A 17,534-nucleotide genomic window follows, 5' to 3' on the forward strand; every position below is an offset into this window, starting at 1 on the left:
TTTGATAAATTACATAGAATTAAATTTTTTAGATGAAAAAACTAAAAAGTAAAAGAAAAAAATTCTTAGTCCGGAAAAGTAAAAAAACTCAAGACAGAGCCACCAAAAGGCGAAAAAGGCAAGGTAAATTTCACAAAAGAAAGCAAGAAAATTCACTAACGAAGGCTTATGAGAGAAATTTAGACTTTATAAAAAAGTCAAGAAAAGATATTACTATATCACCGAAGAATAATTTAGAATTACTTGAACACACGAATAATGTAATTGAATTTATAAGTGAACTAAAAAGTTATCGTAACGTTGCACATGAAGTAAAAAGTATTTTCATTGATTTAAAAGATGTAATAAGCATAGACATAGGAACTATTAGTTTATTATTGTCCTCCGTTAAAGAATTGGCTCTTTATGACATAAATGTTAAAGGTAATCTTCCTAAAAAACAGAATACGAAAGATGCTTTTATTGATTCCGGTTATTTAGAGCATATGGGTGAGGTCTCAAAATCGATTAAAAAATCTATGCGAGTCTCTAATAAAGAAAATTTACTCTTAATGCTCGCAAAAGAAAAATCTGAGAGCAAAAAGGTGGGACAATGTATTAAACTTGGAATAAAAGCTTTGACAGGTAAAGAAAATCATTATCCTCCTGTTTATGGAATTATACAGGAAATGAATGGAAATTCAGTAGAACATGCTTACAAGGATAAAAAACACTGGATTATGGGTATAAATCATGACAAGATAAAAAATAAACTCATATTCACTTTTACTGATAATGGATTTGGTATAATAAGAACATTGAAAAAAAGATTTAATATAAATGCTTTTAAGAAAATGAACTGGCATACTGATGAAAAAATATTAGAAGGAGTTTTTGATAAAAAATATAATTCACGATTTAAAAAACAATACAACAGAAATAAAGGACTTCCAGTAATTAAAAAGGCTCAAGCCGAGAATAAAATCAAAAATTTAATCGTTATAGCAAATGAGAGTATTGTCAACTTTAATACTGGAAAAGCAAGTAGATTGAATAAAGAATTTAGCGGTACATTTTATTATTGGGAATTAGATTTAAAAACTTATATGAATGGAAAAAATATTAATTAGAGTTATCGATTTTACGGAATATCCTGGTGTGAGATATAAGCATCAAGGTAATAATGATTCCGGTGAAGATTTTTATTATGAAGTGATTAAACCCGCTTTTGAAAAAGCTTTAAATCAAGAAAAAATACTTTCTGTTGATTTAGATGGTACCGCAGGCTACGCATCATCATTTCTAGACGAAAGTTTTGGAAATTTAGTATATGATTTTCCATTTGAAGAAATAAAAACTCATCTTGAAATTAAGTCATTTGAAGAGCCTGATTGGATTGACGTGATTTTTAAAGAAACTTTAAAAGATTGGAAACGAAAAAAAGATGAAAACCAACCTAGAAAACCAGAAAGATAATGAAAGCTAAAGATTATCTATATATGTTTTTAGGAGTTATTATAACAATTACGATTCTAATATTATGTTTCCAAGGAATAAGCAGTACATCTGATAAAATAGCATTTGCAAGCATAATTGTAAACGTTGTAATTGCAGTTTTAGTAGTGGCATACTTTCAAAACAGAGAGAGTAATTCGCGATCTTTAAAAGACTATTTTATAAATCAAATTTCTGGTATTAAATGTGATTATGATAAATTTATTCAACAAATTAAAGATGAAAAGTTGACTCCAAATGAGATAAAAAAGAAATTTAAAGACTTTTCAATAAAGAATCAACAACTAGAGTATTTCTTAAAAACAGAATTAAAACTTAATACAATATACATTCAAGAACAAAATAGAAAAATTCATAAACTGATTACTAACAGTTATGAATTTAATAATCTCTATGATAGTATTAAATTTGCATTAGAAAACTCAACAAACAATGAACTAATTATTTTACATAAAGATTTTAATCATCACATTACTTCATTAATTGTTGAGATAAACAAAACTTAACATCAGATTAATTAATTGTAACAAAATAGCCGCTAAACAGTCTTTATAATGATTGGTTGGTCTGCTTAGCGGCAGACAATTTAAGGCAACGCAACATACGTTTGAGACGTCCAAACAAATTAGCGTTGCCTTTTTATTTTAGAATGCTCTACAAAAATTGTAACAAGTTGAATCTTATTGTTACATATCATCAAAATAAAAATCACAATACGCTATGAAATTTTTTAATGCTTTTTGCTCAACGCTATTACTTACGTTTTTATCTATTTTCACTTCAAATGCACAACAACTAGAAAATTCTACTTTATGGAAAATCTCTGGAAATGGACTTGAAACTCCATCTTACCTTTTCGGAACAATTCATATAACTTGTGATGCCACCCTAGACGCTAATGTAAAAAAGGCACTAGACGAGACCGAACAATTGGTCTTAGAATTAGACATGGACGAACCTAATATGCAAGCCGAAATGATGCAACATCTCTACATGAAAGATGGGTTAACCTTAAAAGATATCGTTTCAGAGGAAGACTATGAAGCTATAGACAATATGCTTAAGAAGCATATGGGCATTTCAGTTACCATGATGCAGACTATGAAGCCATTTTTTCTATCCGCAGCATTATACCCAAAGTTAATCGATTGCCCAATGATGTCCTTTGAAGAAGAACTCATTAAAGTTGCTAAACAACAAGATGAAGAGATTAAAGGTTTAGAGACTATCGATTTTCAAATTAGCATGTTTGACGAAATTCCTTATGAAGAGCAAGCTAAAGACTTGATACGTTCTGCAAAAGACGATTTAGCTTATGATAAAAGTATGTTCGCCAAAATGATGAAAATTTATAAAGAGGAAAATATTTCAGCCATGATTGATATGATGAATGATGAGACCTATGGTTCCGTCTCAAAATATCAAGATAAATTATTGGATAACCGAAATAAAAATTGGATTCCAAAAATTGGTAAGTATGCTAAAGAGAAACCAACATTTTTTGGTGTTGGCGCAGGGCATTTAGCAGGAAAAAACGGCGTAATTAATTTATTACGGAAAGCAGGTTATACAGTTGAGGCAGTAGAATAAAAAGCTGAATTCGACCCTTATAGATGAAAATATTAGAAATATTCGATGAAATGCACTGTTAAATCACTTAAAAAATTTCATTTTATCGGATAAATGGCTAATTTTGTCGAGCTAATTAATTCCATCCATTTACTTTAAGTAGGTAATTTTTCTTACGATTTTTCCCTTGATTATTCGTTTAATAATTTAAGATTGCTATGGAATTGAACTCATATATAGACCACACTTTATTAAAAGCTTCCGCTACTGAAAGAGAAATTATAAAACTATGCACAGAGGCAATTACTTACAATTTTTATTCGGTCTGTGTTAACAGTTGCTATGTGCCTATCGCCAAGCAAGCACTAAAAGAAACGCCTGTAAATATTTGTACAGTAGTTGGGTTCCCTCTTGGAGCATCATCTACAGCTTCTAAAGTTTTTGAAGCTAGGCAAGCTATTAAAGATGGTGCCACAGAGATTGATATGGTTATGAATATTGGCTTTATGAAGAGCAGGAACTACGTCGCAGTTTTAAAAGACATCACAGAAGTAAAAAAAGCCATTGGCAAAACACCACTGAAGGTTATTCTAGAAATCAGTGAACTTTCTAAAAACGAAATTGTGAGAGCTACGGAAATTTGTGTAGATGCTAAAGTAGATTTTGTAAAAACATCTACAGGTTTCTCTAAAAGTGGCGCGACACTTACGGCTGTAAAAATTATAAAAAAGACATTAAAAGGTAAGGCACAAATAAAAGCATCTGGCGGAATCAGAGACCGAGAAACAGCTCTTAAATATATCGAAGCTGGCGTAGACCGTATTGGCGCTTCTGCTGGTGTTGCAATGATTAATGACCAAGTTTCGTCTTCTACTTACTAAGTATTTCAATTCTTTGTTTAACTTTATCGTATGAGTGTACACATCGGTGCCAAAAAGGGTGATATTGCAGAAACTATTTTACTACCAGGAGACCCTTTAAGAGCTAAATGGATAGCTGAGACGTTTTTTGAAAACCCCATTTGCTTCAACGAAATTAGGGGCATGTATGGCTACACAGGTATATATAATGGCAAACGCGTTTCTGCAATGGGAACCGGAATGGGCGTGCCAAGTATTTCTATTTATGCCAATGAATTGATAACCGAATTTGGTGTGAAAAACCTAATTCGAGTTGGCAGCGCTGGTTCTTATCAGAAAGATGTAAAACTCAGAGATGTTGTTTTAGCAATGGCTGCATCTTCTACATCTGGTGTTAACGAATTACGCTTTGGTGGTGCCGACTACGCTCCTACCGCAGATTTTGAGTTATTTATAAAAGCTGTCAACGCTGCAAAGCATAAAAATATCCCAATCAAAGCTGGTAATGTTTTATCGTCTGATGAGTTTTATGAAGATAATATGGAATCTTACAAAAAATGGTCGAAATTCGGTGTTCTTTGTGTAGAAATGGAAGCCGCAGGACTTTACACTGTTGCGGCCAAGCACAATGCAAAAGCGCTAGCGATTCTTACCATTTCTGATTCTTTGGTATCTGGAGAACGCACAACAAGTAAAGAGCGTGAAACGACCTTTAAGCAAATGATTGAAATTGCTTTAGAACTCGCTTAAGTCTCGTTTTTAACAAAGCTTTTAATTCCACATAAAATTTCTAAACTATATTTGAAAGAATCTTTCATTCGATATAACCATGAAATCAATCTTTACTTCCCTAGTATTACTATTCACATTTATAAGCTTTAGTCAAGACTTATCTGATAAAGCTCAGATAGAAGTTACCTTAAATAATTATATAGATGGATTTTACCAGGGAGACACCTTAAAATTAAAAGCTGCCCTAAAACCAAGACTCCATAAGTTTGGTTATTTAAAAGACAAGGAAACAGGAGACTACAACTATTATCAAGCGCTCCCTTACAAAAAGGCATTAGCTCTGGCACAATCTCTGAAAGACCAAGGCAAATTACGCACTGAAACAGAAATGCGAGGTGTTAAAGTTTTAGAAATTGCCAATCATATTGCTGCAGCTAGAGTGACTGGTACTTGGGGCATTGATTATGTTTTACTTTCTAAAGATGACGGAAAATGGATGATAGAACAAGTGATTTGGGAAGGTCCGTATCTAAAAGAATACAAAGAAGATACTACAACCACCTATTACCTTATCCGTCATGCAGAAAAAGACCGTTCTGATAAGACTAACCGAAATCCTCATCTAACAGAAAAAGGTTTAAAACGTGCCGAAAATTGGGCAACTGTGCTCAAAGATGTAAAGTTTGATGCTGTGTATTCTACAGACTATAATCGTACTAAAGAAACCGCATTACCAACTGCAAAGTCTCTTGGTTTAGAATTACAATTTTATGACCCACGTAATATGGATATGAAACAATTCATGAAAGATACCAAAGGAAAAACCGTATTAATTGTTGGTCATAGCAATACTACACCCATGTTTGCAAATGGATTACTGGGCGATAAAAAATACGATATGATGGACGATAATAACAATGGCGGTCTTTACATAGTAACTATGACGAACACTGATGTTTCATCAATGCTTTTACAAGTCGATTAAATCGACCTCAACATTTTCTAATTCAATTTTGGAAAGTAGTTTTAACTTATTGCTATCAAAAGCTTTTGCTAAATCTTGAAGCTTTATTTCGGGATTATCACTCTTATAATTATTGTAATCCGCAAAGCGTAAGCCATTAACGTAACGCTCATTAAAGGCTTCACGAAAACGCATGCCTTTTCCGTCATCTTCGTTGTATGAGTAAGCTAAATAATCTGGTTTAAAAGTCGCTTTATTTATCCAATAGATAAAGACATCTTCGTAATCTTCGCCACCGCCTTCTTTGTCAAAAGTCACTTCAATTCTATAATAGTCTACTCCTTTTATTTGCTCCTCGCCTATTAATTTTTTATTCACGGCTTGGTCATTTAAGCCATGAGGTAAAACAGAGAAGTAATGTACGGAGTTTACTGAAGCTGTATATTTCGCAATCATAGAATCAGCAACTTTCACTTGTTGCATATTAATGTATCGCCTAAAACCTTCGTTCTTTAAAATATCTAAAATAGAATCTTTGTTATCATCAACTTTAAAACGTGTGTAACGAAACTTTCCTTCAGTGCGTATAGCAGTATACCTGTGGTCTCTAAATACAAACTTGATCGTCGAAGAATCAAACTTCTCTCCCCCAGCAACTTCAATTGATTTGTCAATTATTTCATTAGCCGTCAAAGACTCCGCTTCAGCTTTGGAGTTTTCATTCTTACAGTTATAAAACAATAGAAGTATTAATAAAATCTGTAAATATTTCATTTTCAAAATTTGAATTTTGTAGTCGTAAAATTAGGGATATGATTACATAATTAAATGCAATAAACTTTTTAATTATAACTTTTCACTTATAACTTTTAAAACTAAATTTGTCCTTTATGCAACAGAAGATTAACATACTCAACAAAAAGGCTAAATTCCAGTACGAGATATTGGATAAATATACTGCTGGAATTGTTTTAACAGGAACGGAAATAAAGTCTATCCGCGCCAGTAAAGCTTCTATTGCTGAGAGTTTTTGTGAATTTAATCAGCAGGGTGAACTCTTCGTAGTTAATATGACTATTGAAGAGTATGCTTTTGGAAACTACTACAACCATAAACCGAAGGCAGAACGTAAACTTCTACTCAATAAACGCGAACTAAAAAAGCTAGAGAAAGAAGTAAATATTAAAGGAAATGCCATTATTCCGTTACGCTTGTTTATAAATGAAAAAGGTCTGGCAAAACTTATAATCGCTCTAGCAAAAGGTAAGAAACTCTACGATAAGCGCGAAACTATAAAAGACCGTGATAACAAGCGTAATCTAGACCGCATTAGGAAAAATTTCCGATAACTTTAGGAAATTTCTAACGTTACTTCGTAGACAATTCAGCTATGTTTGATTTATCCTAGACAACCTTTTTTACAAAATGTGCGTCTATACTAACAAACCATCAATTAAAAAATATGCAAAAATCTCTACTTTCAATTCTATTCTTTTTTATTTCATTCATAGCCTTCCCGCAAATCAAAGGGAACATAACTGATAGCAAAAACCAAGCACTTCCGTTTGTAAATGTATTTATAGAAAACACCTACAAAGGGACGACCACCAACGACGCTGGTTATTACGAGCTAAATGTTACTGAGAAAAAAAGCTACAATCTGGTGTTTCAGTATTTGGGTTATAAAACCGTTAAAAAAACTGTAAACGTTACAGAACTGCCTTTTAATTTAGATATCACTCTAGAAGAAGAAAACGTATCTCTAGATGAAGTGGTTATTAATGCTGAAGAAAATCCAGCAAATATCATTATGCGTCAAGTCATTGCAAAACGAAAAGAAAATCTTGAAAAGATAGAAAGCTTTAAAGCAGATTTCTATTCTCGTGGTTTAATGCGAATAAAAGATGCGCCTGAGAAATTTTTTGGACAAGAGGTAGAAATTGAAGGTTTAGACTCTACACGTAGCGGTATTCTTTACTTATCCGAAACTATTTCAAAGATTCAATATTTAAGACCAGACCGTCTTAAAGAAAAGATAACCGCGTCTAAAGTTAGTGGCGATAATAATGGCTTTAGCTTCAATAATGCGCAAGATGTAGATTTCAACTTATACAACAACACTATTTCTTTGGGTAACGAAATTATTTCACCTATTGCCAATAATGCCTTTGGATACTACCGTTACAATCTAGATGGTGTTTTCTATGATGACCGCGGTAATCTTATTAATAAAATAAAAGTAACGCCTAAGCGAGAGAACGACCCCATTTTTTCGGGTTACTTATATATAGTCGAAGACCAATGGACGCTTTACGCAGTCGAGTTAGATATCACAGGTGAGCAAGCTCGCATTCCTGTTGCAGATATCATTACACTAAAACAAAATTTTTCGTATTCTGAAGCTGATGATATTTGGGCTTTAATTTCTCAAAGTATTGACTTTAGTTATGGCTTGTTTGGTATTAAAGGTGATGGTCGTTTTACAGCCGTTTATAGTAATTACGAATTTAATTTACCTCTCACCAAGAAAGATTTTGGGCGTGAATTGGTGGCTTTTGAAAGTGAAGCCAATAAAAAGGATTCCTTATTCTGGAATAAAATTAGACCAGTACCACTCACCAGCGAAGAAACTAAAGATTACATAAAAAAGGATAGTATACAGCTTGTAAAAGAATCGAAACCATACCTAGACTCTGTAGATAGAGTTCGGAATAAATTTAAGCTTGGTAACCTATTGGGGTATACTTACCAAAACTCTCATAAAGATTATAGCTTTGGTTTTGACATCCCAATTACGGAGTCCTCTTTTAATACAGTTCAAGGTTGGAATGCAAATGCCAATGTTTTTTACAGAAAAAGTTATGATGAATTCAGACGCTACTTCTCTGCAACGGCAAATTTCAATTATGGTTTTTCGGACGACAGATTAAGAGCTACGGGTGTTTTAACTTACAAATTTAATAATGTTAGCCGTGCATTTGTAAGTCTAGCTGGTGGAGTTACAGTGAACCAATTTAATCCTTCAAACCCCATTTCTAATGCGGAAAACACCGTTGCTTCACTTGGGTTCAACGAAAATTATATGAAGTTATACGAACGTCAATTCATACAAGCTGGTTATTCTGAGGAGTTATTCAACGGTTTTAGAATCAATTCAAATTTAAGCTACGAAAGACGAAATGCCCTTTTTAATACTACAGACCAAACTTTTTATCCAGATAGTAATAAACCATACACAAGCAATAATCCGTTAAATGAAACAGCATTTGGTATTGCACCTTTTGAAAATCATAATATCTTTAAGTTTAATCTTTCAGCAAGAATCAATTTTGGTCAGAATTACTTGAGTTATCCAGATAGTAAATTCAATATTTCTAATAACAAATATCCAACACTTGTTTTAGGTTACGAAAAAGGATTTGGTGCTACAAACAATGACTACAACTTTGACCAAATTAAAGCGCGCTTATATCAGTCTTTTAATATTGGCAACAAAGGTCGTTTTGGGTATAATATTAGAACCGGAAAGTTCTTTAATGCTGATGATATTGCCTTTATGGATTTTCAACATTTTAATGGAAATCAAATAAACTTTAGCCGTCGTGGAAGCTACACCAATGTCTTTAATAATCTTGGATATTATGACTTAAGTACAAACGACAGCTACTTAGAAATGCATGCAGAACACGATTTTAATGGCTTTATCCTAGGTAAAATTCCGCTATTGAATAAATTGAACTTTAACCTTGTTGTTGGTGCGCATAACCTAGCAACTCCAGATAACAAACCATATCAAGAATTTTCAATAGGACTTGATAATATTGGTTGGGGAAAATGGCGTTTCCTACGATTTGATTATATTAGGTCTTACCAAAACGGCTATCAAGGTGATGCCTTTGTGTTTGGACTCAAATTTTTCTAAAATATGACGCTCAATCTCGACACGAATAGCACAAATTTTCACTAATTTAAACTCAATTATTATTCGTGTTTATTAGAACCATTCGTGTCCAACTAAAAATCATATAAAATGAAAAAAATATCATTTCTATTCCTCATTTTTCTTCTGAATTGTTATTCTCAAGAAACAGAAACTCCTGACTACTTAAAAAACGTAGCCACGCTAGATAATACAATCGAGACCTTATATAAAGTTATTTCTGGAGATAAAGGTGTTGAACGCAATTGGGAGTTGTTCAAGCATTTATTTCACCCAAACGCAAAATTAATTCCTACAGGCAAAAATAAAGATGGCGAAACTATTGCGCGCTACATGACACCTGATGACTATATAAAAACCTCTGGAAAATGGCTTTTAGAAAATGGTTTTCATGAAGTTGAGATAAGCCGTAAAACAAATAGTTTTGGTCATATTACCCAAGTATTCAGTACTTACGAATCGTTTAGAAATAAGACAGACACTACACCATTTATGCGAGGCATTAACAGTATTCAATTACTAAACGACGGCAAACGTTGGTGGATTGTAAACATTTACTGGATGCAAGAATCGGAGTCTTTTCCAATTCCCGAAAAATATCTTTCTAATTAATGTTAATAAAATTGAATAATTTGGCGGTTGATGGATTAAGTTCTTAATTTTAGCAAAATTGATTTTTATTCTCGACTATGAAGTTATTTACATTTACTAAAGCGGCTATTCTATTTGCTTTAGTTTTCTCATTAACAACAACCTCTCAAGAAAAAGCAACACCAATTTTTAAAGACGGTGAAGCTCAAATTGTAAAAGCCTTTAGTAATCCTAAAGATTGGTTACGCCATGATTTATGGGTAGAAACCGAATTTGACACCGATGGTGATGGCGAGTTAGACCGTATGCATGTGTCGGTAACACGACCAAACCAAACCGAAACCGAAGGTTTACAACTTCCTGTTATCTATGTAACAAGCCCATATTTTGCCGGAGTTGCTGCAGATGCTCCAGGAACTATGTGGAATGTAAAACACGAACTTGGAGAAATCGGAGAAGAACGCTTTCATCCAGAAGTAAAGCGTCGTGGAAAACGCCCAATTATTTCAAACTCACATATCAGAAAATGGGTGCCAAGAGGTTATATCGTCGTGCATTCATCATCCCCAGGAACAGGATTATCTGATGGCGCACCAACTATTGGCGGACTTAATGAAGAATTAGCTCCAAAGGCAGTTATTCAATGGCTAACTGGAAAGAGAAAAGGCTATACAGAACGTAACGGAACCGAAGAAATAAAAGCCTATTGGTCAACTGGTAAAGTTGGAATGACAGGAACTTCATACAACGGTACTTTGCCTCTAGCTGCTGCAACTACTGGTGTAGACGGTTTAGAAGTGATAATTCCAATTGCACCAAATACATCATACTATCATTATTACCGTTCTAATGGTTTGGTGCGTTCGCCAGGCGGATATCTAGGTGAAGATATCGATGTACTTTATGATTTTGTGCATAGTGGAGATGAAGACAAACGCGCCTACAACAACAAAACCGTTCGAGATACGGAAATGATAAATGGTATGGACCGACAAACTGGTGACATGAATGATTTTTGGTACAATCGTGATTATTTACCAAAAATGAAAAACATGAAAGCAGCCATGCTAATGTCTCATGGATTTAACGATTGGAATGTTATGCCAGAACACAGCTATCGTATCTACATGAAGGCTAAAGAAATGGGATTACCAACGGCGATTTATTACCATCAAAACGGTCATGGTGGACCACCACCTGTTTCTACGATGAATAAATGGTTTACAAAATACTTACACGGTATTGATAATGGTATAGAAAATGAAGAAAACAAAGCCTATATCGTAAGAGAAGATGATAAAAGGGATGAACCTACGGCCTATAAAGATTATCCAAATCCTGAAGCTGAGGATGTGACGTTAAATTTAACTTCAGGAGGAAATAAAGTAGGCGGCTTAACAACGTCTAAAGGAAACAAAGGAACCGAAGTCTTAGTGGATGACGTTAGTTTTAATTGGAAAGATTTAGCAAAAGCTGAAACCTCTAAAAACCGCTTACTCTACGTCACATCGCCGTTAAAAGATGACTTGCATATTTCTGGAGTACCAAAAGTGAGTGTAACGCTTTCTAGCAATAAATCGGCTGCTAATCTCTCTGTGTATTTATTGTCTTTGCCTTTAGAAAATGGTAAAATTACCAATGACTTAATCACAAGAAGCTGGGCTGACCCAAAAAATTACAAATCATTAACTAATGAAGAAGCTTTAAAGCCTAGCAAATTCTACACGGTAAACTTCGATTTGCAACCAGATGACCAAATCATTAGAAAAGGACAACAAATAGCATTAATGATTTTTAGTAGCGACCCTGAATTTACACTGCATCCAAAACCTGGAACAGAATTAAGCATTAAATTAGATAAAACATCGATTACGCTTCCTGTTGTTGGCGGAAAGGATGCTTTGGAAAAAGCTTTAAATTAAGACAATGAAGTGTTTGAAATTTATAGTTCTATTTTGTTTTCTAGGACAAATGTATAGTTGTAATAATGAGAACGAAACAAGTGATTCGACTTCAATTCAAATTGGAAATTATATTTTCAATTTTCCATCTAAATTTAAGTTAGAAGAACAACAAGGGATTGATTCTTATGTTGGAAATATAAATGGTTCAGGTATATCTATATTTTTCGATTATGGATGGTATACAGGACCTGTAAATAATCCAAGTTTAAATCAATATATAGTTAATGAAGATGAAATCAGTGGTCATTACAGGCAAATTGTAAAGTCTATAAACTCAGAGTCAAATTCTATTAGAATTCATCTATACAACATAAGTGAAGCCCTTGAAAATCCTCTAGAAACTAATTCATTAACCATGTATGCAAATCAACTGAGTATTTCTCAACAAGAAATGCTAGACGAAGTTTTTAATAATGTCATTATAGTAGAATAGGCTAATTCTTATCCTCTAAAAGTGGCACAAAGCGAAACTCGCCAAGCTCATGCTTTTCAAATTCTTTAGGTCCTTTTCGAATAAAAAGTGTCATAATTTGTACATCCTCGCCTACTGGTATAACCAAACGTCCACCTATGGCTAATTGAGATAATAAAGGCTTAGGGACAAAAGGTGCACCTGCTGTTACTATTATGCTATTAAATGGCGCCTCTTCTGGTAAACCTTTATAGCCATCTCCAAAAATTAATTTTTTAGCTCGGTATCCTATTTTAGGTAAAAACTTGGATGTTTTTTTAAATAATTCTTGCTGACGCTCTATACTATACACTTTTGCACCTAGCTCTAGAAGTACAGCAGTTTGGTAACCACTACCCGTTCCTATTTCTAAAACTTTGTCACCACGTTTAACCTCTAATAACTCTGTCTGAAATGCCACAGTATAAGGTTGAGAGATAGTTTGGTCTGCAGCTATAGGAAATGCTTTGTCTTGATACGCATGGTCTATAAATCCAGAATCCATAAACAAATGCCTAGGAATTTTACCAATAGCGGCTAAAACATTTTGGTCTTTTATGCCTTTTGATTTTAAGACCTCAACCAATTGCTGACGCATGCCCTTATGCTTAAATGTATCTTTCAAGAATGGTAGTTTAGTTTGTGCTAAAATAGTGCTCGTACATAGAAAATCCAATAAGAATTATCCCAAAAAGTACTGGAAAGAATTTGAAAAACACATATTTCATAATTCAAACTTTTTATGACTTCATTTTAAAAATTTTTCAATCAAAACGATTATTTTTGTTAAAAACTGAAAAACATGCTAAAAGCTGGTGTTCTTGGTGCTGGTCACCTAGGGAAAATTCATCTAAGATTACTTAATCAATCTCAAAAATATGATTTAGTTGGTTTTTACGATGCTGACCCTGAAAACGCTAAAAAAATCGTTGACCAATTTGGCTATAACTATTTCGATTCTATTGATGCACTTATCGATGCTGTTGATGTTGTAGATATCGTTACACCAACACTTTCGCATTACGATTGTGCTAAAAAAGCCATCTCCAAAGGAAAACACATTTTTATAGAAAAACCGATTACAAATACGGTTGAAGAAGCCGAAACTATCCGAACATTAGTGGCTGAACATGGGGTTAAAGGACAAGTTGGTCATGTAGAGCGCTTTAACCCAGCGTTTATTGCTGTAAAAGAGCAAATTAAAAATCCTATGTTTATAGAAACACATCGATTAGCAGAGTTTAATCCTCGCGGAACCGATGTACCTGTTGTTTTGGATTTAATGATTCATGATATCGACATTATTTTAAGCGTTGTAGATTCGCCAGTAAAGCATATCTCTGCTAGCGGCGTATCAGTAATAAGTGAAACACCAGATATTGCTAACGCTCGTATCGAATTTAAAAATGGTTGTGTTGCCAATCTTACAGCAAGTCGTATTTCTTTAAAAAATATGAGGAAGACGCGCTTCTTTCAAAAAGATGCCTACATTTCAGTAGATTTTCTAGAAAAGAAATGCGAAGTCGTAAAAATGAAAGATGCACCCGAAAACCCTGGAGATTTTGATATGATTCTTCAGAATGCGGAAGGCATTAAGAAGCAAATCTATTTTGATAATCCCGAAATATCTAACAACAACGCCATTTTAGACGAGTTAGAAACATTTGCAGATGCTATTAATAATAACACTAAGCCAATTGTTACACTTCATGATGGTACAGAAGCTTTACGTGTGGCAAATATGATTATCAATCAGTTTTAATTTCTAATAAACCGGTCACTGAGGCTCTCGAAGTGACCTTATTATTAATTTGATGTGACTTCGAGAGCCTCAGTCACCAAAACAATTAACATGAAAAACGTAGCAGTCATCGGAGCAGGAACAATGGGTAACGGAATTGCCCATACTTTTGCACAATCCGGTTTTAAAGTACAATTAATAGATATTAGTGAAGCTTCTCTTAAAAGAGGCATGGATACCATTGCAAAAAATTTAGACCGCATGGTAGCTAAAGAAAAAATCACTGAAGCAGATAAGGCAGAAACACTAGGGAACATAACCACTTTTACAAATATTACTGAAGGTGTTGAATATGCTAGCTTGGTGGTTGAAGCTGCTACAGAAAACTTAGATTTAAAACTTAAGATTTTCCGAGAATTAGATGAAGCTTGTCCAGATGATACAATTCTGGCAACAAATACATCTTCTATATCTATTACTCAGATTGGTGCTGCGACATCACGACCAGAAATGGTAATTGGTATGCACTTTATGAACCCTGTTCCAATTATGAAATTGGTAGAAATCATCCGTGGATACAATACTAGCGACGAGGTTACTAATACCATTATGGAATTGTCCAAAACTTTAGGTAAAATACCAACTGAAGTAAACGACTATCCTGGTTTTGTAGCTAATCGTATTTTAATGCCAATGCTTAATGAAGCTATTGAAACTTTATACAACGGCGTTGCGGGTGTAACAGAAATAGATACTGTAATGAAATTAGGAATGGCGCATCCCATGGGACCACTGCAATTAGCAGATTTTATTGGTCTTGACGTATGTCTTTCTATATTGAATGTAATGTACGATGGTTTTAAAAATCCTAAATACGCACCTTGTCCACTATTAGTCAATATGGTTATGGCCGGAAAATTAGGTGTGAAATCTGGAGAAGGTTTCTACGATTATTCTGAAAGCAGAAAGGCTGAAAAAGTAGCGAAGCAATTTTTGAAGTAATTCAAAAACATGGCAAAAATCCTTCCATTTCGAGCTGTAAAACCCACACGAGATAAAGTTAGTATTGTGGCTTCTCGTTCCTATCAGAGTTATACTCAAGCAGAGCGAGAGGCGAGATTAGATTATAATCCGTATTCGTTTTTGCATATTGTTAATCCTGGTTATAAATACGATAAAGAGATATCTGGTAAGGAACGTTACCAATTGGTAAAAAACCGCTATTTAGAATTTAAGGAAGATGGTGTTTTTGTTAAAGATGAATTGCCTTCGTTTTATATCTATAGAATTGTAGATAGAGATCATCAAGTATTTAATGGTATCATCGCTGCTGCTAGTGTTGAAGATTATAAAAATGATGTTATAAAAAAACACGAAGACACGATTGAAAGTCGCGAAATTGTATTTAAAGATTATCTAAAAACAGTAGGGTTTAATGCGGAACCTGTACTACTCACCTACCCAGATAATGATAAAATCACTTCTATAATTACAGAAATTCAAAAGCAACGTTCGGAATTTGAATTTACTACTACTTATAGAGATACACATTACCTCTGGGAAATAAATAATATTAACGATGTAAAGATTATTTCAGATGCATTTGAAAATATGGACACGCTTTATATTGCAGACGGACACCACCGTTCAGCATCTTCAGCTTTATTATGTAACGAATTGAAAACGGAGAATAAAAGCCATAATGGAGAAGAGACTTATAATTACTTTATGAGTTTTTTAATCCCTGAATCCGAATTAAAGCTTCATGAGTTTTACCGAGTTGTTAAAGATTTAAACGGCTTATCTAAGGAAGAATTTTTAATCCAATTAGATACTATTTATCGCATAGAGAATAGAGGAATAATGCCTTACAAACCCTCAAAAGCACATCATTTTAGCATGTACTTAGATGGTGAATTTTATTCGTTGTATTTACGAAAAAATAATTATGAATTTAACACATCATTAGATGATTTAGATGCACAACTCTTATACGATACCATATTAAGTCCTATTTTAGGAATTAACGATTTACGTAACGATACTCGTATTGATTATCTCAGTGGAAAAAAAGATATCGTTAATCTTAAAAGTCTTGTGGACAGCAATGCGTTTAAAGTAGGTTTTGGTATGGTTCCTGCTACAATACAGCAGATGAAAGCCATTGCAGATGAAGGACTAACTATGCCGCCAAAAAGTACCTATATAGAGCCAAAACTAAGAAGTGGTGTTACTATTTATGAGTTTTGAAACTTTCAGTGGTTTTTAATTTTAAAAAGAGTTTATTAGTTTTAGTAAAAATTAATAAAGATGGACTTCTCTAAAGCATTACTACTTTTTTTACTAATCACGTTATCTAGTCATTATAGCTCTTTTGCGACCAAATCGGATAATCAACTTGATTATACATTAAAATCTTCTGATGACAATAGTATGTCATTCACGGCTTATTTCCCTGAAAAAGAAATAGAAGAAGGCTACAGAAATCGCAAGTATATAACGTCACTTTCTTACGGTAATGGCGTTTGGGCATTAGTGATGAGCAGAAGTAGCAAGTATAATAACCAAATTTGGAGAACTAGGATAGAGTTTCCTAAAGATGAAATAAAAAAAGGCTGGGAAGACAATAAAACGATAACAACCCTAACATACGGAAACGGCCTTTGGGTCTTGGTAATGTCAGAAAACACAGGCTATTACAGCCAAAGTTGGAAAACGAGGATAGAGTTTCCTAAAGATGAGATTCGAAAAGGATGGGACGAGGGAAAAACCATAACACATTTAGAATATTGTAAAGACAAATGGGTTTTAGTAATGTCTAAAGGCACTGGTTTAAAAGAACAAACTTGGATGACTCGTAACGATTTTCCTAAGGACGAAATCAAAAAAAACTGGGATAAAAACAAATTAGTGACACTATTAAACTATTCTAAAGGCAAATGGGTTATCGTTTTTTCTAAAGGTTCTGGATATTATGGCCAAAGTTGGCGTACAAGAATAGAGTTTCCATCTACAGAAATAAAAGAACTTTGGGATGCGCAAAAATCTGTAATTTCAGTAACTTATGGTGATGGTGTCTGGGCTTTACTTGGAGCAAAAGGAACAGGCTTTTATGGGCAAATATGGAGAACTCGTGTAAACTTCCCAAAGGACGAAATTACTAGAGGTTGGTCGGGTAGTTAAGCAATTGTAAAGCATCAGTTTCTTATCTTTGTAGGCCTAGAAAAA

At 33.7% G+C, this 17,534-nt stretch carries 18 protein-coding genes; 16 read left to right on the forward strand and 2 right to left on the reverse strand.

Features of this window, described 5'->3' with window-relative positions:
• Window positions 1-32: 32 nt before the first annotated feature.
• From DFQ05_RS13100 to DFQ05_RS13130, 7 genes are all read left to right on the forward strand, one after another.
• Window positions 33-1,109: a hypothetical protein gene (locus DFQ05_RS13100; RefSeq protein ID WP_132706031.1), complete on the forward strand. Its 1,077-nt coding sequence runs from the start codon at window positions 33-35 to the stop codon at window positions 1,107-1,109.
• The gene (locus DFQ05_RS13105) at window positions 1,090-1,455 is read left to right on the forward strand and encodes an STAS-like domain-containing protein (protein ID WP_132706033.1); all 366 of its coding nucleotides are present in this window, start codon (window positions 1,090-1,092) and stop codon (window positions 1,453-1,455) included. The genes DFQ05_RS13100 and DFQ05_RS13105 overlap by 20 nt, the downstream gene beginning before the upstream one ends.
• Entirely contained in the window at window positions 1,455-2,000 is a 546-nt protein-coding gene (locus DFQ05_RS13110; protein WP_132706035.1) for a hypothetical protein, read from the forward strand. Before DFQ05_RS13105 ends, DFQ05_RS13110 begins: the two co-directional genes overlap by 1 nt.
• A gap of 214 nt (window positions 2,001-2,214) precedes the next feature.
• Entirely contained in the window at window positions 2,215-3,084 is an 870-nt protein-coding gene (locus tag DFQ05_RS13115; protein WP_132706037.1) for a TraB/GumN family protein, read from the forward strand.
• 197 nt (window positions 3,085-3,281) lie between these two features.
• Window positions 3,282-3,944, forward strand: a complete 663-nt coding sequence (gene deoC, locus DFQ05_RS13120; protein ID WP_132706039.1) for a deoxyribose-phosphate aldolase — start codon at window positions 3,282-3,284, stop codon at window positions 3,942-3,944.
• A 30-nt stretch (window positions 3,945-3,974) separates the two neighbouring features.
• On the forward strand, window positions 3,975-4,673 hold the full coding sequence (gene deoD / locus DFQ05_RS13125) for a purine-nucleoside phosphorylase (RefSeq protein ID WP_132706041.1): 699 nt from the start codon (window positions 3,975-3,977) through the stop codon (window positions 4,671-4,673).
• A gap of 79 nt (window positions 4,674-4,752) precedes the next feature.
• The gene (locus DFQ05_RS13130; protein WP_132706043.1) at window positions 4,753-5,640 is read left to right on the forward strand and encodes a histidine phosphatase family protein; all 888 of its coding nucleotides are present in this window, start codon (window positions 4,753-4,755) and stop codon (window positions 5,638-5,640) included.
• On the opposite strand, the gene DFQ05_RS13135 is transcribed toward DFQ05_RS13130, so the two are convergent.
• A complete protein-coding gene (locus tag DFQ05_RS13135; protein WP_132706045.1) occupies window positions 5,626-6,393 on the reverse strand; it encodes a DUF6503 family protein in 768 nt (255 codons plus the stop codon). The two genes, DFQ05_RS13130 and DFQ05_RS13135, sit on opposite strands and share 15 nt — an antisense overlap.
• 116 nt (window positions 6,394-6,509) lie before the next feature.
• Here DFQ05_RS13135 and smpB point away from each other — a divergent pair, with 116 nt between their 5' ends.
• From smpB to DFQ05_RS13160, 5 genes are all read left to right on the forward strand, one after another.
• Complete coding sequence (smpB, locus tag DFQ05_RS13140) at window positions 6,510-6,968, forward strand: SsrA-binding protein SmpB (protein ID WP_132706047.1); 459 nt, start codon at window positions 6,510-6,512, stop codon at window positions 6,966-6,968.
• A 113-nt stretch (window positions 6,969-7,081) separates the two neighbouring features.
• Window positions 7,082-9,541, forward strand: a complete 2,460-nt coding sequence (locus tag DFQ05_RS13145) for a DUF5686 and carboxypeptidase regulatory-like domain-containing protein (protein WP_132706049.1) — start codon at window positions 7,082-7,084, stop codon at window positions 9,539-9,541.
• Between the two features lie 108 nt (window positions 9,542-9,649).
• Window positions 9,650-10,171: a hypothetical protein gene (locus DFQ05_RS13150; protein WP_132706051.1), complete on the forward strand. Its 522-nt coding sequence runs from the start codon at window positions 9,650-9,652 to the stop codon at window positions 10,169-10,171.
• A 77-nt stretch (window positions 10,172-10,248) separates the two neighbouring features.
• Window positions 10,249-12,072 (forward strand): Xaa-Pro dipeptidyl-peptidase, encoded by a 1,824-nt coding sequence (locus tag DFQ05_RS13155; RefSeq protein WP_132706053.1) that lies wholly within the window; start codon window positions 10,249-10,251, stop codon window positions 12,070-12,072.
• 4 nt (window positions 12,073-12,076) lie between these two features.
• Window positions 12,077-12,547, forward strand: coding sequence for a hypothetical protein (locus DFQ05_RS13160; protein ID WP_132706055.1), 471 nt, complete (start codon window positions 12,077-12,079; stop codon window positions 12,545-12,547).
• 1 nt (window position 12,548) lies between these two features.
• Here DFQ05_RS13160 and DFQ05_RS13165 read toward each other — a convergent pair whose 3' ends face one another.
• On the reverse strand, window positions 12,549-13,190 hold the full coding sequence (locus DFQ05_RS13165; RefSeq protein ID WP_132706057.1) for a protein-L-isoaspartate(D-aspartate) O-methyltransferase: 642 nt from the start codon (window positions 13,188-13,190) through the stop codon (window positions 12,549-12,551).
• A 177-nt stretch (window positions 13,191-13,367) separates the two neighbouring features.
• Between DFQ05_RS13165 and DFQ05_RS13170 the strand changes: the two genes are divergently transcribed.
• From DFQ05_RS13170 to DFQ05_RS13185, 4 genes are all read left to right on the forward strand, one after another.
• On the forward strand, window positions 13,368-14,327 hold the full coding sequence (locus DFQ05_RS13170) for a Gfo/Idh/MocA family protein (RefSeq protein ID WP_132706059.1): 960 nt from the start codon (window positions 13,368-13,370) through the stop codon (window positions 14,325-14,327).
• A gap of 90 nt (window positions 14,328-14,417) precedes the next feature.
• The gene (locus tag DFQ05_RS13175; RefSeq protein WP_132706061.1) at window positions 14,418-15,308 is read left to right on the forward strand and encodes a 3-hydroxyacyl-CoA dehydrogenase family protein; all 891 of its coding nucleotides are present in this window, start codon (window positions 14,418-14,420) and stop codon (window positions 15,306-15,308) included.
• A gap of 9 nt (window positions 15,309-15,317) precedes the next feature.
• The gene (locus DFQ05_RS13180; RefSeq protein WP_132706063.1) at window positions 15,318-16,556 is read left to right on the forward strand and encodes a DUF1015 domain-containing protein; all 1,239 of its coding nucleotides are present in this window, start codon (window positions 15,318-15,320) and stop codon (window positions 16,554-16,556) included.
• Window positions 16,557-16,616: 60 nt separating this feature from the next.
• Entirely contained in the window at window positions 16,617-17,489 is an 873-nt protein-coding gene (locus DFQ05_RS13185; protein ID WP_132706064.1) for a DUF7477 domain-containing protein, read from the forward strand.
• Window positions 17,490-17,534 lie beyond the last annotated feature (45 nt).

The organism is Winogradskyella wandonensis (assembly GCF_004346845.1).
In the GTDB taxonomy this organism is placed as follows: domain Bacteria; phylum Bacteroidota; class Bacteroidia; order Flavobacteriales; family Flavobacteriaceae; genus Winogradskyella; species Winogradskyella wandonensis.